Source organism: Aeromonas sp. FDAARGOS 1417, from assembly GCF_019046985.1.
Taxonomy (GTDB): Bacteria; Pseudomonadota; Gammaproteobacteria; order Enterobacterales; family Aeromonadaceae; genus Aeromonas; species Aeromonas veronii.
On sequence record NZ_CP077221.1, the window covers coordinates 2,666,840 to 2,685,522 of the forward strand.

Genomic DNA, 18,683 nt, shown 5'->3' on the forward strand with positions numbered 1-18,683 from the left:
GGGACTTAGAAAAAATGGCAAACCTGTTGCGATGTACAGCCGAGGGGAAACGATAAATGAAGACTTTATCGTTTTCTGAAAATTCGATGCTCGACCATCACGCCGATGATCTCGATATGTTGCCGGTCGGAGTGCATAGTGGGGTAATCGTCATTGAGGGGAACTAGCTCGAACACCTCTTGTCCGTTCTCATCAATGCCGCGGGGCCGGTACTTCTTGAAGGTGGCCTCTTCGCCGCCATTCTTGGCCACTACATAGTCACCAGGACGTGGTTGTTCGTCAGGATCAATGATTACCAGATCCCCTTCATTGAAGAACGGGGTCATGGAGTTGCCACGTAGCCAAAGGCCAAATCCACAAGGACCGATATCAACGCTGGCAGACACAAATTCCACATTGCCATCGAAAGCCGTGGCCTGCTCACACATCTCCCGCCAGTTGCCAGCCTGGACATAGCTCAGGATCGGCACCCGATTCCCCTGCGGGATCACTGCCGGCTCAACGTTCGACTGTTCAGGCGACCCCTTCCCCGTAGAAAGCCAGTGCGCTGAAACTCCAAACATCTTAGCCAATGCGACTAAATAATCAGCGCTCGGCGAAACATCCCCACTTTCCCATTGAGATACCGAAGCTCGACTTGCGCCAATGCGCTCACCCACTTGTTGTTGGGTAAGTCCATGCTTTTTACGAAGTTCTTTGATGCGTTCACTTTTCATAGTTGGAAACTTTAACATCGACAAGCGTTGGATCTTTTACATCTTCGTGTTGACATTCCAAACAAAGGATCGTAAAAACTCCAACGTTAATGTTTGGACATCCAACGTGAGGGCATTCATGAAGAAGCAAGATGTACTTAGCCACTTCGGTGGAGTTACCAAAACGGCTAATGCCTTGGGCATTAACAGGGCCACGGTTTCTTGTTGGGGTGAAGTCATTCCCCAGGGTCGCGCCTACCAGATCGAGGTGATGACCGGCGGCAAACTGAAAGCCGACGACTCGCAACCTCGCACCGCACAATGAGGGTAGCACCAATGCCACCACGTCATATCAATCCTGCTGTTTCGCATGCTCCGCCGGCAACCGTCAGTGCGATCAATCTTGTGATCTCCCCTGACATTCCACCGCTGATGCCCATCGCCAAGTTCGCAGAGTGGATCGGTATCTCTGTTGACACTGCTCGCCACTGGGTCAGAACCGGCCGCCTCGATGTCATGGAAAAAACCAGAGGCAACGAGCTGGTGATGGTCAAGGTGCATGTGTTCATCGCTAAGCAGATGGCCGGCTCGATGTTAGTACACAACTTCAAGCTCGCGAGTTAACCATAACCGGCCAAGGATGAGTTCACTATGTTTGACCTGAGTTCAACCAAACAACCGCACTTCGAGTCCGCCTGCTCACGCTTCGCCGCCAGCCATTCCCTTGCCGAGGTAGCACGCGCTGCAGGTATTGGCGAACAGTTACTGCGCAACAAGTTAAACCCGGCACAACCGCATCAACTCACCGCTCGGGAACTGGTGGCTATTTATCACGCCACAGAGGGGGACGAGACCCTGTTCGATGGTCTGTTGTTGGAGTGCGGTCTCACTGCAGTGGCTATCCCCAAGGCAGAGCGGGCCCCTTCCCTGCCCCACCAGGCAATCGATCTAAACGCCAAGATCGCCAGCATTGGCCAACGAGCGCTGGAGCTGACTGACCGCGGCCGGATCACCCGCTCGGAGCGCAACACCCTAGTGAGCGTGGCCACCTCGGCCATGGGGTCACTCGCCATCCTGATCCACGACATTGAGGCCCGCTTTCAGGCGGTGCCGACCCTGGCCTGTGCGTCAGACATCCTGATGCAAACCATGACCATGTAAGGAGGGAACCCATGCAAACCCAACGCATTGACCATCAACAACGCAATCTGGCTGGCCTGACGCCAGAAGAACAGGTGGCCATGAACACCGCCGGCTGCATGTTGCTGCGCGAGATGTTCGGCAAGAAGCGCTCGAGCCTCGACACCGACTGGCTAGCACTGGGCCAGGCCAAGAAAGCCGCAATCTGTGCCATCGCTCGCCAGCCTCGGGGCGAACTGATGAGCGCCACGCTGTCGGCATTGCCGCATGCGCAGCGCGAGTCGGTCCGCCTTGCGGTGATTGCACTGGATTACCAAAGCGAATTTCGCGGCGGCTGTGACACCAAGGTATGGCACCCGGCACCGGTCACCAGATCTATCCGGGATATCGAGAGGGAGAAGAAAGAGAGAGCAGCAAAGCTGCGCATGAAGCGCGCGGTGCTGGCAGCAAGCCAGATGACCGGGCAAGGCCCACGTCCTATTGGGCAATAAAAAAGCCCGCATTACGGAGGTGCAACTCCAAGCGGGCCTTATCAACAACGTATGAGGAAGTCGACATGGCAACTTTAGCGATCCCCTGCGCCCTGCGCAACCTTCGCATCCAACAACGCAAGCTGACGGGCCGCTATGGCGCCCGTCTTAGCCAACACCCGGACGGGGTTGCGCTTATGGAGCGGTCAACCGCACTGGCTTGGGCTTCTCTGTTCAGCCGCATCAACCCCTGCACCACTCAACAAGGAGCCTGACCATGAACGCACAACCGACCCAAATCAACCTGCTCAACCACCATGCCGCCAAGCGCCTGCGCCAGTTGCGGGAACAGTTGAAGCTGAGCCGCCCCAAGTTTGCCGACCAGCTCGGCATTCCGCCCACCACGCTCAAGAACTACGAGCTGGGATACCGCGAGATCGGGGGCGGTCTGTTCTTGCTGATCGCCAACCACCCGGAGCTGAAACGCCATGTCGATTGGCTGCTGACCGGTATCGCCACGCCGGAGGTGCAGGCATGACCAAGATCTTCCATCCCATATCCGAACAGGAGGCGCTGGCCGAGTTGCCGCGCCTGCGCCAGCGGCTCACCGCCAAAGCTCGTCACTCTTCATGCCTCAGAGGAACGGAGGGTAAAACCTTGTTAGCCCAGGCCAAGCGTGCCCTGCGCTGGCACCAGCTGTTTGTCAGCATCAACCGGAGGGCCTGCCAATGAGCGACATCATCAAGATTGCCCGCCAGGCTCCCAAGGTGGTCGAAGGGCTGCTGGCCGATATGTTCGCGGCCAATGCCGAAGACAACCGCATCGCCCTGGGCGGGGTTTACTCCGGCCAGCAGTACATCCAGCTGCAGCTGGTTGCGACCAGCAACCCGGCTGATCTGCTCGATGATGACGGCAACGAGGACGATGAAGAATCCGCACTACTCCCCGCTCACAACCCACTGACCACCCACTGGCTGGCGGCCCGCGCCGAGTTTATCGCCGCCGGTGGTGAGGCCAGAGGCGATCGGGATATCCCCCGGGAGCTGCTGGCGCTCGGTGCGGTGCGCTCTGTCTATTGGCTGGCACTGGGCCAGGGCGCAACTGCGCTGGCCAAAGAGATCGGTGAGTGGTGGCAGGAGTGCGCGCCACTGCATGGGCAAGGTGAGGTGATCAAGTGACCCATCATCTGCAGCAGGAACTGACCAGCCTGATGTATCGCTGGCAAGAGGCCTATCGGGAAGACGCAGCGCGGCTGCGTCTTTATCAACGGGAGCTGGCCCATGCGCGCCGGCTACCAGCCCGCCCCCACGTCAGCATCAAGCTGTTGCTGCGTCAGTGCGCGGCCGCCCGTCGAATGAAAACCCATGCCCAGCAGCGCATCAGTGGATGCCTGTTTCGCATCAAGACGTTATCCGCTTAACGCATGACCAAGCTCACCACCCGGCTGCCGCTGTCGAGAAAAGCACAGCTGCAGCGCGTCAACACCCTTTGCAACTCTCTGCCCGGCGTCAACTTTGACGCCGTTTTCGGCGGCCCACGCGGCCAATACGATCTGCTGTGGGCTATCCAGCTGCTCGATGGCCTCTCCCCCGAGTTAACCCGAGACCTGTTCAAACAGTACGCAAGGCGCCGCAAGGATTGCAGCTTTACCCATTGCCGGGCGGCCAATATCTGGCTGCGTGAGCGAACCCGCTGGGTGCGCCAGCTGCTCCACTCCATTCCGGTCAACCCAAGGGAGATGCGCGATGAAGACGGCCGCAAGAAGGTGGCCCACCAATTCGCCAACCAGACCGCTGCCATTTACAAGAACATCGAACAGGACATCAAAGAGGGCGCCGAGCCGGATCTGCTGCAGACCTGGGAGCTGATGCGCCAGCCGGCCGATCAGTGGGGCTTTATCGGCAAGATGCCCAAGTTCAAATCCAACGAGGTGCGGGATAACTGGATCCTGAGCGTGCTGGTGCGCCTGCTCTCTGCCAAGTGGTGGGAGAAGCGCGTCAACCGCTGCTGGGATCGGCTGCAGGAGCAGATCAACATTCTGCTCGGCAAGGTACGTAAGGGCGTGTCGGCTTATGTATCGAACGCCACCATGAAGGTGGTGCGCGAACGCAAGCAGGCCATGATGCGCTGGCTGGCCGAGTCGGAAGTAATCAACGAGCAGTATGACCTGGTTGTGTCGATGAAGGATTGCTGGGAGGCCAGCAACGCCAACCCGGTGAACCGCCGCAACGAAATGATGGTGCGTGCTCGGGGGTTCAATGACTATGCCGAGGAGCAGGGACATGTGGGGGTATTCTTCACCTGGACAGCACCAAGCCGCTTTCATGCCTGGACACAAAAGCACAACGGCAAAGCGGTAGAGAACAAGCGATACCAAGGGGCCACGCCGCGGGAAACCTGCGCCTATCTGGCCAAACTCTGGAGCCGCGCCAGGGCGGCCCTCAAGCGGTGGAACGCGCCCGTTTATGGATTTCGCGTGTGCGAGGCTCACCACGACGGTACCCCGCACTGGCACCTGCTGCTATTTATGCGCCCGGAAGATCGCAACCGGGTGATCGGTATCCTGCAACGCTATGCCCTGACCGATGACCACGACGAGCTGGTACGGGATATCAAGGGCGCCCCACCCTATACCGACTTTACTCCCCGCTTTGACTGGAAAGAGATAGACCCGGCCAAGGGTGATGCCGCGGGCTATATCGCCAAATACATTGCCAAGAACATCGACGGCGCCTACCTGGACGATGACGAAGAGGCCGGCACTGCCGCCGATGAGGGCGCCCTTCATGCCGTGGCCTGGGCCAGTTGGTGGGGCATTCGCACCTTCCAGCAGATCGGCGGCGCCCCGGTCGGTGTATGGCGCGAGCTGCGCCGCATCAGCAACGCCAAGAAGAATGCCGATCTGGTTGGCCCACCCAAGCCAGTGCTGCAAGACCCACGCTTTGAGGCGGCCCGCTTTGCCGCAGATAACGGCATCTTTCGCTGCTACCTGCACGCCATGGGCGGCGCACTGGCGACCCGTGCCGAACACCCCATCAAGCTGGCCCACCTCATTGAGGAGCAAGCCAACAGCTATGGCGAAGACATCAAGCGCCTGATGGGCCTGACCTCTGCCCGCCTGGGCATCAAGACCCGCCTGCAAGGATGGGAAATTGTGCCTGCCGGTACCCATGAAGCCAGGAAAGCCGCCGAGGCTGCAGCGAGAGGGGTTGGGGTTAAGACGGGCGACAGCCCGGCACCTTGGAGCTCTGACAATAACTGTACGCTACCGGATCCTGATGTCTTCACAGAGCAGATCATGAGGGAACAATGGGGGTTATCGCCCTTCTCCATCGACCGGTTACGGTCAGGTGCCTGCGTAAGGGTGGATGGTTTCACCCTTTGGCTAGAAAACGGCCAGGTGCAGTCGAGCCGCTCGCTTCCAAGCGAGCCAGATTTGCAACTGGATGGACTACAGCCAGCCGAACAGGACCTGCCGGATGAGTACGCGGTACCGGAGGGGGATCCGGACTGGCCGATGCTGGTTGAGCTGTGCGGTGAGGTCTACCAGGCACAAGGCCACGACGGGACACATCGCTGGATCGAGATGTTGCCGGGGCCCTATCAGTCAGAGATGTGGCGGGAGCTGGAAGGGCTGGATACGCCAGAATAGATGCCGGAACAGGACGGCTGCAGCGAAGAGTTGACATGAACAACATGCAGACCTTCAGCCGCGCAGAATACCGCCACTAGGATAATCGAGTGGCCTGTATTCTCCAGCAACGCTGGCCCTGTCGGCCGCTGCAACCGAGGTGCCAGGCCCCTTTCAGATAAAGGTAAACCACCCGCCAGCTCGGCTTCGCTGATGGCAGAAAGCATTTTGCTGATAGCCTAACCCCTGTGGCCATCGACCTGAACGGTACCATCCGTTGCGCCACTACAGGCAGCAGTCTTTGGATAGCACAAAGCTCAACTCAACGTACCGGCCAGCATTGCATCAGATAGTAGCGGGCCACCGTCAACTCAGAGAAGGGAAAAATAATAAGAGACCTATGCTATCGTGGAAATTAGAAGGTAATGATTAGTATTCCTGCATATTAACCCCTTATTCAGATCCCGAGAGCGCAACACTCACTAGGATTTTTTTCTGAGTGCCGCGCCTGATCGATGTTACTTAATCCAGTGAGCGTAAGCAGAAGCTGACTTAGTTGGCACTGTCGATGGGTCAATAAGTCTAACTAGACCTTTGAAACGATTACGACAGCTTGCATAAGACTTAATTCGCTCACTCAATAAAACTTTTTTGCTTGGCAAAGCAAGCATTATCTCTACTTCGCTGGGTGAAAAACCTTGAATGATCTTTTCATAGTGCGGAACTGCAGCATTAGAAACTCCATAAGGGTTACCCGAAGCACAAGTAACTACAACAGTTACCAACTCTTCCTTTACCGTATCAGGAATTGCACCTTGCTGTGTTAGTTGTAGCAATCGCTCTGCAAAAGGCGGTTCGTTGTAAAAATTATCCATAGCCTGATGGACACCAATCAGACGCTTTGCAGCATTAGAGATTAAAGAATGGAACTCGTGTTCACCAAGCAGAGCCAACATCCCAAGACGCTCAAAAAATTGCTGTGATGCTTTATGTCTTTTCTCATCACCCTTTGCTATGTAATCATGATGTCGATTAATGAGGTCTGACTTTGCTTTTGGCGTAAAATGCGGCGCAAATGCTGCGGCGATCATTAATGCATTTACCCGCGATTGCTCTACACTAGCCGGATCGCTATAAATCCCGTGTAATGTACCAAACAATAGATATTGCTGTGCCTCATGGGTTCGCTGAATTCTATGAACCCATTGGTCCTTCTGCTCATCAGAAAATTTAGTGCCTTTAACTGCGGTCATGAATGCCGATATGTCTACTCCAACGGGGTTGTACTCATTTCCCAAAGCATACTTGGCACACCGATTTGCAAAACCAATAAACTCATGGTCATCAATTTTCCCCACGACAGGATGTGCCGCGGAAAAATTGTTTCTAATGTCTCTACACTGATCGAGAAAAAAATAACCATCTTCCGTGATGAGGTTAAGCTTTAAACATAGGCTTAATAACTCAGCATCTTTTATATCTAAAAGAGCTTGCTCATCAAAATTCGGCTTACTCAATAGTTGTTCAACCACTGGTAAGCCAAATCGCTTAACTTTTTCTCGTAGTTCTATGACTGATGTGTTCCATATGTAATTTATAGCACTGTCAAAGAGGCCTGCAGCAACAGCTACGCACATTCTAGCTAAGCCCTCTGTCCGTAGTGCTGGCGGTATTTTATTCATAATGCCAGGTAGGTTATTCCATGCACTCTGAATCTCTTGACCTGAAGCAATAATATCTCTAGGAACGCCTAGCGCATTAGTTAGCTGATCAAGCACAGGTAACGTATTCCCCATTACTGCGGGCAAGTTTACATCAGTCATCATTAATCCTTTTCAAATGTTAAGTCCTAGCCGACTTGGTTCTGAAACTGTGCAAATAAGCGTCTTGTTAGCCCTAAACTGCACGGCTATGCCATGGTGCTATACTGATAAATTCACTTTTACCGGGGGTAATCTCAATTAAGCCGACATGAGATAAGAACTGCACCCATTCAAAAAGCTGTTTCCCTATGTCATTTAATCTCATACCACATTCATAAGCGAAGTATTCATATGCTGCATTTACACCAGAGATAACATCACCATTTGATAATGTGATATCAGGGACTTCATTGTCGTCATCCCACCAATCATCATTTTCATCATCCTCATTCGCAAAAAAATCTATATAAGGATAGGCTCTCTCTAATCCATGAATAGTCATCATGTATTGCCAATGTTCTCTTAAAACCTCTTTATTATCACCTCCTATTTCATAAATGTAGAGCTGACCTCTTGTTTTACTTTGCCAATCCCAAAACTCTAATCCGTGAGTTACATTTCTCTCTTCAGCCGTACCAAGATGCCAAATTAAATCGTAATCCCTGTAGCACACATCAATATTTTCGCCATCATTACCTAATGCTTTTTTCCATTCGTTAATGTCGTTCTCTTTCAAAATTAGGCTAAAGGCTTGGCTGTCAAGTTCACTTTCCACTGGAACTTCAACTGTTGCGGTGGTTTGATCTAACGTTAATATATCTCGCCCCCACTTATCTTTCACAAACCTAGTAATATTTAAAATAAAAAACTTATCTACTGACTCAATATAAAGAGCCAAGTAAGTAGGCATTGGTTGTAAATACCAATATCGAAGATGATTTACATTAAGTGGAATTGTTAATTTTTCTAGTTTCTCAAATTCTTTTACTGGCAATGTTGTTGACATCACTCCCTTCATCTGAAACCAAACAAGTGCCGTTGATAAGCGTTCTTTTCCTGAGCTAAGAGGATGAGTTAGATGTAGTCCAATGTCTCGTGCACCTCGGTCATGCTCATAGTTAATAAACTCTCCAAAACCTGAAGCAAACGCTCGGAATTTCTCCATATACTTTCGTTCAAATACGTCAGTTTTTCCAACTACGATCATGCTCCCCCCTAAATGTAACAGACAGTTTTTTATGTGAAACACTTATAGAAAATAACAAAACATTGGATATGAACATTTTTTGACAACCGAAGACAACCGAAGACAACCGATTTTTGGCAATGCATATGGATATATGCAATCTTCCCTCCCCTAATAAAAAGCAGCTCCCATTTCCCTGCAAACAGATGGCTACCGCACTAGGTTTCAGCTCCCAGTATGCTGTTTTAACCGGATTGAAGAAGCTACCATCAAGCGGCGCAGTTACCTTTAGAACAGTAAGAACCCAGATGAGTAGGGTATCAAACGATAACTAAATTAGTGAGTGGAAAGTTATTTAGCCCGCTGATTTTTGTCTCACTTTTTGATGGAGATCAGCATTGTGGGGGGAGCGAAGCGGAGGAACTACTGTGGTTACCAGAGCAGAAGCGATGCTTGGTGACAAGCCAGAATACGAGAGCGGAAAACAACTAGGGGCGCTATTGCGCCCCCAGCCCTTTGAGTACCAGCTGCCGTCCCTCTGGCGTCAGCGACCCCATCAAGCTAAGCACTAGCTGGTTCGTAGTCTTGGCCGAGGGGCTTAAGGTATGGGCGAACGACAAGGTGGCCACCCAGCTGTGGCCACACTCGGCATCGGTGCACTGGCAGTAGAGATCCGAGACATCATCGCTCAGTTTGTTGGTCTTGGTAATGCGGCCCCGCTGGCCACACACTTTGCAATAAACCCGCATCACGCCCCCTTTTCTATCCAAATCAACAGCCTATCTTGCCATAGCAAACACTGTTTGTTTATACAGTTGAACCGATATTCTCCCGAAAATCGACCCAGAGGGAGCGAGGGAGTCCCGCGCTGTTGATGGCATCCTGGATAAGCTCACACAGCGGCAGCACCTCGTTGCGGGCATAGGTGGCATCGTACTTCTCGGGATCCCCGAGCCCTCCCCCGCCATTGGTCGGAATGATGCCGGCCAGCGCGGCTGGGAAACGGTGGCTGGTCAGTACATCCTGAGCGGTGATCCCCTTGATAGCGGCAAACTCGTCCTTGGTGGCGATATCCCCGACCGGTATCAGCTTGATGCCATCGGGTTTGCCGTCCGGGATGTTGACGAACATGGAGCGGAAGTTCCCTACCCCCTTGCTGCTGGCGATCATCTCCTTCATCTCCTCCTCGGTGTCGTCGTCCATGTTCGGGTCGGTGGCGTAGAAGATGAACCCCATGTGGGCGCCATTGAGGAAGTATTTGCGCCGAAACAGGGTGGCATCCTGGTTGAGCAGGGCCGACTGCAGGCCGCCCAGGTAATCAGGCATGCCGTAGATCTGCTGCTCGGGGTCGTACTGGGCGAGCCAGACCACATCCTCAGTCTGATATATCAGACTCGGCTTGCCCTGCTGCAGGTAGACAAAACAACCATCCTCGCGCCGGCGTAGGTAGACGCTCGAGAGCGGGTATAGCCCCACCACCTGGCCAAAACCGTTGCGCAGTTTAAGCAGGCCCGCGTCCCCGAACTGCAGATAGTTGTGCACGAACGCGGTGATGGCTGCGCGCTGGTTGGTGAAGCGCCCTGCCACCATATTGCGGCGCGCCATCAGAATGGCGCCGTGGTGGGCATTGGCCCGCACCACCTTGGCCAGTCCCTTGCGCTCGATGGGGGGCTGGTAATACTCGCCATAGGGGTTGTAGAACACCCCGGTGTAATCGGTCATCCAGGCCGTGGGGTCGATGGCCTCCGGCATGCTGAACGCCACCGCGCTCTTTGCTTGGGTGGCCGCCCGGGCCGGTTGGGATTTGTGTCGCTTGGTCATGCTGCCTTTCTCTCCTGGCTGGTTGCCCAGGTGGATTTACGTTTGCGGGTGGTATCGAGCGGCTCGTTGGCCACGGCGTGGGCGATGGCAAAAAAGACGTCGGCGTGACCGGTCACGTTGTCGCGGGCGGCCCGAAACGTCATCTGGCCGCCGCCGGTGGTGCTGCGCTTGATGGCGAGGAACGCCAGCGGTATATCCCGATCTGCGCTATCCCACTCGATGCGATTAGCCTCCACCACGTCAATCATCTTGAGCACCAGCCGCGATTTGCTCTCGATGCTGTAGTTGATGGGGTGGCATATGCCTTTGAAGGTGGGCTTCAAGAGGTCATACACCCCGGCGCCAATGCCGGAGACATCGACCCCGAGATAGGTGACCCGAAACTTCTTGGCGATGCGCTCTATCTCCTGCGCCTGGTACTGGAAGTTGAGCCCGCGCCAGTAGTGCTTCTCCAGCACCCGAAAGCGCTCACCGGCGACCATGGGCGGGGCAACCACCACCAGGGTGGCATTGTCGCGGGTGCGGCTCGGGTCGTAGCCCATCCACACCTCACGCCGGCCAAAGGGATCAGGCCGCCCGGGCTTGTAGTCCTCCCACCGGCTCGGGTCCCCCCCTGCCCGCTCCATATCCTGGAACTTGAACACCGACAGCGCATCATCGATAAAGCGACACATATAGAGCCTGTCGAACACCTCCTCCGGGTACTCGTCTTTCAGCTCCTCGATGTCGATGAGGTTACAGCCAAGGCGAATGGCATCCTCGATGGTGATGACGTAACGCCACTGCCGATCGGGGCAGACGCGACCACCATCGCGCAGGTCATTTTCGCCCGGGAAGTCGATGGCCACCCTGCTCGGCCGTTGCCCCTTCCAGCGATCCCCGGTCCAGAACCGGTACGCTTCGTGAACCTTGCTCGACGGGGTTGAAAAGTAGGTCTTGCGCCAGCGCGATTGGGTCGCCATGGCGCTGGCCACGTCCGAGAGCTTCTCGAAGTTCGGGATCCAGAAATACTCGTCGATGTAGACGTTGCCGGAGCGTGACTGGGCGCTGTTGGAGTTGGTGGAGCAAAAGTGCAGCTCGGCCCCGTTCGACAGGACAATGGGGTTGCCGGTCAAGGTGACGCCAAGGAAAGTCTGGGCAATCTTGCAGATATAGGAGCGAAACACCTCCGCCTGGGCGCGGGTGGCTGACAGGAAGATCTGGTTGCCGCCAGTCAGTATCGCATCTTCCAGCGCTTCGCCGGCAAAGTAGTAGGTCATGCCGATCTGGCGGGATTTGAGGATATTGCGGGTGCGCGGCAGCGCCGGGTCGTTCTTGGCCTCCCGACAGCGCAGCTGGTAGCCAAACAGGGTACCCAGCCACTCGGCAAAGTCGTCGGCCGTCAGGTGGCTGACCTCGTTCTTGCCCTTCTTGCCGCCCTTCCCCTTGCGGCCACCATCCTGGCCACCTCGCCCGCGTTGGGTTCGCGGTGAGGCGGGTTCCTCTCCACCTTCACGTTGGGCCTTGAGGGCCTGCTGCCGCTCGGCCCACTTGATGGCCTTCTCTTTGAGGCTGACGTGGTGACCGATAAGCCGGTCCAGTTCGTCCAGCTCGGCGCTGGTTTTCTTCTCTCGCCCGAGCAGCGACTGCACCCGGCGGGCAATGGCATCCTCCACCGCCTCTTCGGTCAGCAGGTCGCGCCAGCCGTATTTCTCGGCCCAGAAGTAGACCACGCGGCAGGAGTTAAGCCCCAGTTCGTCCTTGATCTCCTGGGGTGTCCATCGTTTAAGGTAGAGTCCCCGCGCGGCATTGCGGATCTCTTCGGGATACGCCACGGCGCCTCCATCAGGTGAATGATGGCGCCATCATAGCCAGCCCCTCCCCTTGCTTATCTCACTGATGTTCCAAGCAATTCGGATATCCCGCTGGATCCGAATCACGACGAACACAACTGGATGAAACCCCCTTGCCGACCCGATAGCCTGACCCCGTATCTATTGGGAGCAGGCATGAACGAATCAACCTTGAGAACTGGCTGGGTCTGTATCGCCACCGAAGGCAAAGCGGTGGATGGGCGGGATATTACCCGCGACTGGCTCACCGATATGGCCGAGACCTACGATCCGACCTATTACACCGCCGTCATCTGGCCGGAGCACGATCGCTGGTCCAGCTATGGCACGGTGCAGGCACTCAAGACCGAAGAGGTGGATGGCAAGCTTAAGCTGTTCGCCATCCTCTGCCCGAATCGCGATCTCATCTACTACAACCAGAACGGCCAGTACCAGTTCTGCTCCATCGAACCCTTCGAGAACTTCGCCGATCTGGGGCGTACCTACCTGCTGGGCCTCGGCGTCACCGACGAACCGGCCAGCACCGGCACCACCCATCTCAAGTTCAGCAACAGCAACAAAGGACAGGCCGTTGGCACCAGCGAGCCGCTGGACCTCTCCATGTTCAAGCTCCCCAAGCACGAGAAGGCCGATGGCCTGATCGCCAAGTTTTTCAGCTTCCTGGCCAGTCATGGCGAGCAAGCGCCCACGACTCCCCCCAGCCAACCCGAGGATGAGGAAATGAAACCAGAACAGTTCGATCAGATGCTGGGGGCCCTTAACGGCCTTGGCACCAAGATCGATGCCTTCAGCGCCAAGCTGGAAGCCAAACCGGCCACCGACGACACCACCCAGCCGATCACCGAGCCCACCAAGGTAGATGAGCAACCCGGCATCACCACCGAGCAGTTCAGCAAGCTGGAGCAGACCCTGGCCAGCCTGACCGACAAGTTCGGCGAACTGAACAACAAGATCGACCAGTTCTCTGTCGAGAAGCCGGGCCAGCGCCCGGGCGCCCTCGGCGGTGACGATACCCCCGCAGTCTATTAAGGAGCGACCGTGAGCCAGACCCTTACCGTCCAGGCCATGCAGCGCCTGGAGCAATACAGCAACGCCCTGGCCAAGGCCTATGGCATCCCCGTCAATGCGCTGGCCAAGCAGTTCAGCGTCACAGGTCCCGTGGAAACCGGCCTGCGCGCCGCGCTGCTCGCCTCCGTTGAGTTCCTGGGCCTTATCACCTGCCTCGACGTAGACCAGATCAAGGGCCAGGTGGTGCAAGTGGGCATCGGCAAGCTGTTTACCGGCCGCAAGAAGGATGGCCGCTTTAACGGCAAGATTGGCGTCGCCGGCAACACCTACGAGCTGACCGAGACCGACTCCTGTGCCTCGCTCGACTGGGCGACCCTGTGCGTCTGGGCCAACGCCGGCAGTGAGGGCGAGTTCCTGCGCCTGGTGGGCGATTTCATCAACAAGGCGTTTGCCCTGGACATGCTGCGCGTCGGCTGGAACGGCGTGGAAGCGGCCGACGACACCGACCCGAAAGCCCATCCGCTGGGTGAGGACGTCAACAAAGGCTGGCACCAGCTGGCCCGCGAGTGGAACGACGGCAGCCAGATCATCAAGGCCGAGGCCGGCAAGAAAATCCACTTCGACCCGGACGGCAAGGGCGATTACAAGACCCTGGACGAGATGGCCTCCGACCTTATCAACACCACCATCGATCCGCTGTTCCGCCAAGACCCGCGTCTGGTCGTGCTGGTCGGCACCGACCTGGTGGCCTCGGCCCAGGCCAAGCTCTACAGCGAAGCCACCAAGCCGACCGAGCAGATCGCCGCCCAGAAGCTGGCCGAATCCATTGCCGGGCGCAAGGCCTACATCCCGCCCTTCTTCCCAGGCAAGCGGATGGTGGTCACTACCCTGGACAACCTGCACATCTACACCCAGCGCGGTACCCGCAAGCGCAAGGCCGACGATAACCAGGACAAGAAGTGCTTCGATAACCAGTACTGGCGGATGGAAGGCTACGCCATCGGCGAATACCTGGCCTATGGCGGGTTCGAAGAGGCTGACATAGAGATCGGTGCCGCCCCCACTGCGCCGAGTGAGTAAGCCATGAGCTCACCGGGTCAACGCCACAAGCAACGGGTGCAAGCCATGCAGGGGGCCGCGCAGGCCGCCTGCACGGGCATGGCCACCGGCGCGGTGGCGGACAGCCTGCACCTGCAGATGATTGCCCTGGAGCAGGACATCGTCCGCCTGCGCAAGCTGGCCCGCATTGGGGATCGGGTGAACATGAAACGCAGCGAACTGATGCCCAAATACCGCCCCTATGTGGAGCGCTATCTGGCAAGCGTCGCCGAGTCAGGCCAGCCCTACCAGAACGAGCTGTTTCAGCTGCTCACCGTCTGGGCCTTTGATGTCGGGGATTTCGACACTGGCATCGCCTGGGCCGAACTTGCCATCGCCCAGGGCCAGCGCACCCCGAGCAACATCAAACGGGACTGGGCCCACTTCGTGGCCGACACCGTGCTGGAGTGGGCCGAAAAACAAGCCGCCGAAGGCCATGCGGTCGAGCCCTGGTTCTCCCGGGTGTTCGACAAGGTGCGCAATGACTGGCGCCTTAACGAGCGACTCACCGCCAAGTGGTTCAAGGCGGCGGGTTGTCTGCTGCTACGTGACCAGGATGGCCAGCCGCGTCCGAGCGCCGTGGGGGACTCCGCCACGCTGGAGCAGGCCGACCACTGGCTGGCCCAGGCAGAGAAGCTGCACAACAAGGTGGGCGTCGGCACCCTGCGCCAGAAGATTGCCATGCGCCTGCGGGTGCTCAATCCCGAATAACGAACCGACTCTCCGCGCCGTCGCTCCCCGGCGGGGAGGATAGGCAAGCCGCAAGGCCCGCGCCGAATCCTGCGATCCGTGGCTACAGGGGAGCCCTTTTTTCAGACGAGGTCAGTGATGTTTGCAGGCAAGGATATCGACTATAGCGCCGCCACCATCCGCAATGACGGGTTTTGGCCCGATGTGGCCGTGGCCGATTTTGAGCGTCGCCGCGCCCTGCCTGCCGACCTTGACCCGCAAACCACCGGCGCCGCGCTACTGGCGGCCATCTCGGAAATCAACCTGCAGCTGGCGATGCGCCAGGCCGCACTGATGGCCGAGGGCTATGCCAGTGCCGCCGAGGTGCCGGGGCCAAGCCTGCAAGAAGGCTCTAACACCGGCAGTAATGCCCTGACCGAGCAGTATCTGGCCGCGGTGTTCGCCCGCGCCAAGGCGGCCCTCTTGCCGGAGTTCGCCAGCGTCACCGAGCGGCCGGCCGCCAGCAACCTGGCCGAGCGGGCACCGGAGCAACGGGCCCAGCTGCTGGCCGAAAGTCAGCAACTGGTGCGCAGCATCAAGGGCAAACACCGGGCGGGGGTCTCGTTGATATGAGTAAAGAGATGAGTGAACAGCAGGCCCAGGGCTATTTCCTGCACGCCCTCCACGCCGAGCTCAACCGGGTGCTGCCGGCCAAGTGCCGCAAGTCTCTCGACAGCTGGATGGAGAACGGAACGATCCGACTCGAATCTCGCAACATGGGCCCCACCGGCGTGGACGTGGCCTGGCTCACCTATCAGGCGGTGTTCATCGTTGAGCAACTGCCCTTTCGTGAGCTGGATCCGGCCATCGTATTGGCTGCTGTCGCCGCCTGGGTGCAGGAGCACGACTCGTTTCGCGAACAGTTTGAGCTGGCAGACCCGGAATATGCGGTGACCCCGAACGATGAGAAGAGTGCCGATCTCGAGATCCAGCTCGCCTTTACCGAGCCGCTGCGCCTCATCGAGCACCCGAGCGGCCCCATCAACTGGCTCGGCAAGCGTTGGCAAGTGGCCCCCTATGAGATCTGGGTGGCCGACCACATCGACATGAACGTCGGTGACACCGGCCATCACCAGGTAGGTGGCCCGGCATGATCACCATCACCCTGGACGCTCGCCGCAGCCAGGACCAGCTCAACCTGCTGGCCCTGCCACCCCAGAAGCGCAAACGCCTGGTGTGGCGCGCCGCGGCCGAGCTCAAGAAGCTGGCGGCACGTCATGTGCGCCAGCAACAAGACCCCAACGGCAAGCCCTGGGCACCGCGCAAGCGGGGCAAACGCAAGATGCTGCGCGGCCTGCCCAAGCTCTTGGAGATCCACGCACCCAGTCAGGACGTGGCCGAGCTCGGGTTCAAGCGAGGGACGATGAACGTTCACGCCGGGGTTATCGCCAACACCCACCAGAAGGGACACTCCTATCAGGTGACCGCGGCCAGCCGGCGCCGCATTGCCCCCAGTGAAGGCGGTAAGCAAAAACCTGCGACCAAGGCGCAAGCCCGCAAGCTGCGCGAGCTCGGGTTCAAGCGTCCGGGGGCGCGCAAGGGGTCATACCGCTCGGCGTCGCTTGGCTGGATCACCGGCAATCTCAACTACGCCCAGGCGGGATTGCTCATCAGGAAACTCAAGGATGAACCGGTGAAAGCGAGCTGGGAGATTGAGCTCCCTGCCCGACCGTTCCTCGGCGCCAACGCCAAACAACGGGAGCAAGCCTTTGCCCGCGCCCTGCAGAGCATCGACTACGGCTGGGACGTCAACAAGCAAGAGATGAAGGGGAAATAACGCCATGTGGCCTTATGTACAGATCAACAACTTGAACCAGATGCAGGGGCCCGTGACCGAGGTCGAGCGCCACCTGCTGTTTGTCGGCACGGCGCCAAGCAATACCGGCAAGCTGCTCTCCCTCAACACCCAGAGCGATTTTGACAAGCTACTGGGCGAGCCCGCCAGCGCGCTCAAAACCAACCTGCAGGCCGCCATGGCCAACGCCGGCCAGAACTGGACGGCGGCCGCCTTCGTGCTGCCCACCGACATGGAGTGGCAAGAGGCGGTGCGCGCGGCCCAGAAGACCCAATCCTTTGAAGGGGTTGTGGTGCTGGGGCAAGAGTGGGACGAGGCGAAGATCAACGCCGCCCACGCGCTGAACCAGGAGCTGATCGCCAAGTGGGGTCGCTGGCAGTTCATGCTGCTGGCGGTCGCGGGGATCAATGCCGCCGAGAAGGATGGCCAGAGCTGGAGCGACTACGAGGCCGCCCTGGTCACCCTGCAAGATGGCATCAAGGCCGAATCCGTCACCCTGCTGCCGCAGCTGTGGCCCAACCTCGCTGGCGCCTATGCCGGACGCCTGTGCAACCGGGCGGTGAGCATTGCCGATACCCCGTGCCGGGTCAAAACCGGCGCCCTGGTCGGCCTTGGCAACAAGCCCAAGGACAAGGACGGGATCGAGCTGCCGCTCGCCACCCTGCAGACCCTGGAGCAGAACCGCTACTCGGTGCCGATGTGGTACCCGGACTATGACGGCATCTATTGGGCCGATGGGCGCACCCTGGATGCCGAGGGCGGTGACTATCAGGTGATCGAAAACCTGAGGGTGGCCTACAAGGTGGCGCGCCGGATGCGAGTACGCGCCATCGCCCGCATCGGCGATCGCTCGTTCAACTCCACCCCGGGCAGCACGGCCGCCGCCATTCTCTACTTTGGCAAAGACCTGCGCGAGATGGCCAAGACCACCACCATCAACGGCCAGCCGTTCCCGGGTGAGATCACCTCCCCCCGGGATGGCGATATCGCTATCCAGTGGACCGACAAAAACCACGTTTCCATCTACGTGGTGATCCGCACCGTGGACTGCCCCAAGGGGATCACCATCAACATCATGCTCGATCTGAGCCTCACCAATGGGGAGGGCTAACCCATGACCAGACGCATTTCAGGGCAGAGCTTCGACATTGAACTGCTGGGCACCATGGTGCACGTCGAGAAGGCCAGCCTCACCATCACCGACAGCAGCGCCGTGGCGCAAACCCGCGGCATCCCTGACGGCTATGTGGATGGCGAGGTATCGGCCGAGTGCGAGTTCGAGCTCGATGCCAAGAACTTCAAGCTGCTGAGCGATGCCGCCAAACGGGCCGGCAGCTGGCGCGGGCTGAAACCGGACGATGTGCTGTTCTACGCCGACACCGGCGACGAAACCATGAAGGTGGAGGCCTTCGGGGTGAAGCTGCAGATCGCCGACCTGCTCGACATCGACCCCAAGGGGGGCAGCAAGGGGGTGCACAAGCTCAAGGGCATCGTCACCTCCCCCGACTTCGTTCACATCAATGGCGTGCCGTACCTCTCGGATGACGACACTCGCCACCTCAAAGGGTAAGGGGG

24 protein-coding genes are annotated in these 18,683 nt (G+C 57.8%); 18 read left to right on the forward strand and 6 right to left on the reverse strand.

From position 1 onward, the window contains the following. Positions 1-65: 65 nt before the first annotated feature. On the reverse strand, positions 66-716 hold the full coding sequence (locus I6L47_RS12165; protein WP_216947495.1) for a LexA family transcriptional regulator: 651 nt from the start codon (positions 714-716) through the stop codon (positions 66-68). 118 nt (positions 717-834) lie between these two features. On the opposite strand from I6L47_RS12165, the gene I6L47_RS12170 reads away from it, so the two are divergent. The 10 genes from I6L47_RS12170 (at position 835) to I6L47_RS12220 (ending at position 5,957) form a co-directional block, all read left to right on the forward strand. Beyond that, positions 835-1,020 carry a Cro/CI family transcriptional regulator gene (locus tag I6L47_RS12170; protein WP_216947496.1) on the forward strand — a complete coding sequence of 62 codons (186 nt, stop codon included), beginning with the start codon at positions 835-837 and terminating at the stop codon, positions 1,018-1,020. Between the two features lie 11 nt (positions 1,021-1,031). Beyond that, entirely contained in the window at positions 1,032-1,319 is a 288-nt protein-coding gene (locus tag I6L47_RS12175; protein WP_216947497.1) for a hypothetical protein, read from the forward strand. A 27-nt stretch (positions 1,320-1,346) separates the two neighbouring features. After that, a complete protein-coding gene (locus I6L47_RS12180) occupies positions 1,347-1,856 on the forward strand; it encodes a phage regulatory CII family protein (RefSeq protein ID WP_216947498.1) in 510 nt (169 codons plus the stop codon). 11 nt (positions 1,857-1,867) lie between these two features. Then, positions 1,868-2,326 carry a hypothetical protein gene (locus I6L47_RS12185; protein WP_216947499.1) on the forward strand — a complete coding sequence of 153 codons (459 nt, stop codon included), beginning with the start codon at positions 1,868-1,870 and terminating at the stop codon, positions 2,324-2,326. A gap of 65 nt (positions 2,327-2,391) precedes the next feature. After that, on the forward strand, positions 2,392-2,580 hold the full coding sequence (locus I6L47_RS12190) for a hypothetical protein (protein ID WP_041204794.1): 189 nt from the start codon (positions 2,392-2,394) through the stop codon (positions 2,578-2,580). 2 nt (positions 2,581-2,582) lie between these two features. Then, positions 2,583-2,843, forward strand: a complete 261-nt coding sequence (locus I6L47_RS12195) for a DNA-binding transcriptional regulator (protein ID WP_024943315.1) — start codon at positions 2,583-2,585, stop codon at positions 2,841-2,843. Further along, positions 2,840-3,037 (forward strand): hypothetical protein, encoded by a 198-nt coding sequence (locus tag I6L47_RS12200; RefSeq protein ID WP_216947500.1) that lies wholly within the window; start codon positions 2,840-2,842, stop codon positions 3,035-3,037. Before I6L47_RS12195 ends, I6L47_RS12200 begins: the two co-directional genes overlap by 4 nt. Continuing rightward, complete coding sequence (locus tag I6L47_RS22510; protein ID WP_254204736.1) at positions 3,034-3,483, forward strand: hypothetical protein; 450 nt, start codon at positions 3,034-3,036, stop codon at positions 3,481-3,483. The genes I6L47_RS12200 and I6L47_RS22510 overlap by 4 nt, the downstream gene beginning before the upstream one ends. Continuing rightward, positions 3,480-3,725, forward strand: a complete 246-nt coding sequence (locus I6L47_RS12215) for a hypothetical protein (RefSeq protein WP_021229410.1) — start codon at positions 3,480-3,482, stop codon at positions 3,723-3,725. Before I6L47_RS22510 ends, I6L47_RS12215 begins: the two co-directional genes overlap by 4 nt. 3 nt (positions 3,726-3,728) lie before the next feature. Further along, positions 3,729-5,957 carry a replication endonuclease gene (locus I6L47_RS12220; RefSeq protein WP_216947501.1) on the forward strand — a complete coding sequence of 743 codons (2,229 nt, stop codon included), beginning with the start codon at positions 3,729-3,731 and terminating at the stop codon, positions 5,955-5,957. Between the two features lie 497 nt (positions 5,958-6,454). Here the strand turns inward: I6L47_RS12220 and I6L47_RS12225 are convergent, their stop codons facing one another. From I6L47_RS12225 to I6L47_RS12245, 5 genes are all read right to left on the reverse strand, one after another. Continuing rightward, complete coding sequence (locus I6L47_RS12225; RefSeq protein WP_216947502.1) at positions 6,455-7,762, reverse strand: hypothetical protein; 1,308 nt, start codon at positions 7,760-7,762, stop codon at positions 6,455-6,457. 70 nt (positions 7,763-7,832) lie between these two features. Then, positions 7,833-8,846: a DUF4365 domain-containing protein gene (locus I6L47_RS12230; protein ID WP_216947503.1), complete on the reverse strand. Its 1,014-nt coding sequence runs from the start codon at positions 8,844-8,846 to the stop codon at positions 7,833-7,835. 476 nt (positions 8,847-9,322) lie between these two features. Further along, positions 9,323-9,574 (reverse strand): ogr/Delta-like zinc finger family protein, encoded by a 252-nt coding sequence (locus tag I6L47_RS12235; RefSeq protein ID WP_216947504.1) that lies wholly within the window; start codon positions 9,572-9,574, stop codon positions 9,323-9,325. A 58-nt stretch (positions 9,575-9,632) separates the two neighbouring features. Continuing rightward, positions 9,633-10,646: a phage portal protein gene (locus I6L47_RS12240; RefSeq protein WP_216947505.1), complete on the reverse strand. Its 1,014-nt coding sequence runs from the start codon at positions 10,644-10,646 to the stop codon at positions 9,633-9,635. Next, positions 10,643-12,460: a terminase family protein gene (locus I6L47_RS12245; protein ID WP_216947506.1), complete on the reverse strand. Its 1,818-nt coding sequence runs from the start codon at positions 12,458-12,460 to the stop codon at positions 10,643-10,645. Before I6L47_RS12245 ends, I6L47_RS12240 begins: the two co-directional genes overlap by 4 nt. Positions 12,461-12,634: 174 nt before the next feature. Here I6L47_RS12245 and I6L47_RS12250 point away from each other — a divergent pair, with 174 nt between their 5' ends. The 8 genes from I6L47_RS12250 to I6L47_RS12285 all read left to right on the forward strand — a co-directional run bounded on the left by I6L47_RS12250 (position 12,635) and on the right by I6L47_RS12285 (position 18,678). Further along, positions 12,635-13,507 (forward strand): GPO family capsid scaffolding protein, encoded by an 873-nt coding sequence (locus I6L47_RS12250; protein WP_216947507.1) that lies wholly within the window; start codon positions 12,635-12,637, stop codon positions 13,505-13,507. 9 nt (positions 13,508-13,516) lie between these two features. Further along, positions 13,517-14,566 (forward strand): phage major capsid protein, P2 family, encoded by a 1,050-nt coding sequence (locus I6L47_RS12255; protein ID WP_139401317.1) that lies wholly within the window; start codon positions 13,517-13,519, stop codon positions 14,564-14,566. Between the two features lie 3 nt (positions 14,567-14,569). Next, positions 14,570-15,295, forward strand: a complete 726-nt coding sequence (locus I6L47_RS12260; RefSeq protein ID WP_216947508.1) for a terminase endonuclease subunit — start codon at positions 14,570-14,572, stop codon at positions 15,293-15,295. Positions 15,296-15,412: 117 nt separating this feature from the next. Then, positions 15,413-15,886, forward strand: a complete 474-nt coding sequence (locus I6L47_RS12265; protein WP_216947509.1) for a head completion/stabilization protein — start codon at positions 15,413-15,415, stop codon at positions 15,884-15,886. A gap of 8 nt (positions 15,887-15,894) precedes the next feature. Further along, positions 15,895-16,407: a phage tail protein gene (locus tag I6L47_RS12270; RefSeq protein WP_139441324.1), complete on the forward strand. Its 513-nt coding sequence runs from the start codon at positions 15,895-15,897 to the stop codon at positions 16,405-16,407. Beyond that, complete coding sequence (locus I6L47_RS12275) at positions 16,404-17,090, forward strand: phage virion morphogenesis protein (protein WP_216947510.1); 687 nt, start codon at positions 16,404-16,406, stop codon at positions 17,088-17,090. Before I6L47_RS12270 ends, I6L47_RS12275 begins: the two co-directional genes overlap by 4 nt. Before the next feature lie 4 nt (positions 17,091-17,094). Continuing rightward, positions 17,095-18,219: a DUF2586 domain-containing protein gene (locus I6L47_RS12280; protein ID WP_216947511.1), complete on the forward strand. Its 1,125-nt coding sequence runs from the start codon at positions 17,095-17,097 to the stop codon at positions 18,217-18,219. 3 nt (positions 18,220-18,222) lie between these two features. Further along, positions 18,223-18,678, forward strand: a complete 456-nt coding sequence (locus I6L47_RS12285; protein WP_099358949.1) for a phage protein — start codon at positions 18,223-18,225, stop codon at positions 18,676-18,678. Positions 18,679-18,683 lie beyond the last annotated feature (5 nt).

Coding starts and splice junctions, on each gene's coding strand:
- I6L47_RS12165 (WP_216947495.1), bottom strand. CDS start 716: ATGAAAAGTGAACGCATCAAAGAACTTCGTAAAAAGCATGGACTTACC.
- I6L47_RS12170 (WP_216947496.1), top strand. CDS start 835: ATGAAGAAGCAAGATGTACTTAGCCACTTCGGTGGAGTTACCAAAACG.
- I6L47_RS12175 (WP_216947497.1), top strand. CDS start 1,032: ATGCCACCACGTCATATCAATCCTGCTGTTTCGCATGCTCCGCCGGCA.
- I6L47_RS12180 (WP_216947498.1), top strand. CDS start 1,347: ATGTTTGACCTGAGTTCAACCAAACAACCGCACTTCGAGTCCGCCTGC.
- I6L47_RS12185 (WP_216947499.1), top strand. CDS start 1,868: ATGCAAACCCAACGCATTGACCATCAACAACGCAATCTGGCTGGCCTG.
- I6L47_RS12190 (WP_041204794.1), top strand. CDS start 2,392: ATGGCAACTTTAGCGATCCCCTGCGCCCTGCGCAACCTTCGCATCCAA.
- I6L47_RS12195 (WP_024943315.1), top strand. CDS start 2,583: ATGAACGCACAACCGACCCAAATCAACCTGCTCAACCACCATGCCGCC.
- I6L47_RS12200 (WP_216947500.1), top strand. CDS start 2,840: ATGACCAAGATCTTCCATCCCATATCCGAACAGGAGGCGCTGGCCGAG.
- I6L47_RS22510 (WP_254204736.1), top strand. CDS start 3,034: ATGAGCGACATCATCAAGATTGCCCGCCAGGCTCCCAAGGTGGTCGAA.
- I6L47_RS12220 (WP_216947501.1), top strand. CDS start 3,729: ATGACCAAGCTCACCACCCGGCTGCCGCTGTCGAGAAAAGCACAGCTG.
- I6L47_RS12225 (WP_216947502.1), bottom strand. CDS start 7,762: ATGATGACTGATGTAAACTTGCCCGCAGTAATGGGGAATACGTTACCT.
- I6L47_RS12230 (WP_216947503.1), bottom strand. CDS start 8,846: ATGATCGTAGTTGGAAAAACTGACGTATTTGAACGAAAGTATATGGAG.
- I6L47_RS12235 (WP_216947504.1), bottom strand. CDS start 9,574: ATGCGGGTTTATTGCAAAGTGTGTGGCCAGCGGGGCCGCATTACCAAG.
- I6L47_RS12240 (WP_216947505.1), bottom strand. CDS start 10,646: ATGACCAAGCGACACAAATCCCAACCGGCCCGGGCGGCCACCCAAGCA.
- I6L47_RS12250 (WP_216947507.1), top strand. CDS start 12,635: ATGAACGAATCAACCTTGAGAACTGGCTGGGTCTGTATCGCCACCGAA.
- I6L47_RS12260 (WP_216947508.1), top strand. CDS start 14,570: ATGAGCTCACCGGGTCAACGCCACAAGCAACGGGTGCAAGCCATGCAG.
- I6L47_RS12265 (WP_216947509.1), top strand. CDS start 15,413: ATGTTTGCAGGCAAGGATATCGACTATAGCGCCGCCACCATCCGCAAT.
- I6L47_RS12270 (WP_139441324.1), top strand. CDS start 15,895: ATGAGTGAACAGCAGGCCCAGGGCTATTTCCTGCACGCCCTCCACGCC.
- I6L47_RS12275 (WP_216947510.1), top strand. CDS start 16,404: ATGATCACCATCACCCTGGACGCTCGCCGCAGCCAGGACCAGCTCAAC.
- I6L47_RS12280 (WP_216947511.1), top strand. CDS start 17,095: ATGTGGCCTTATGTACAGATCAACAACTTGAACCAGATGCAGGGGCCC.
- I6L47_RS12285 (WP_099358949.1), top strand. CDS start 18,223: ATGACCAGACGCATTTCAGGGCAGAGCTTCGACATTGAACTGCTGGGC.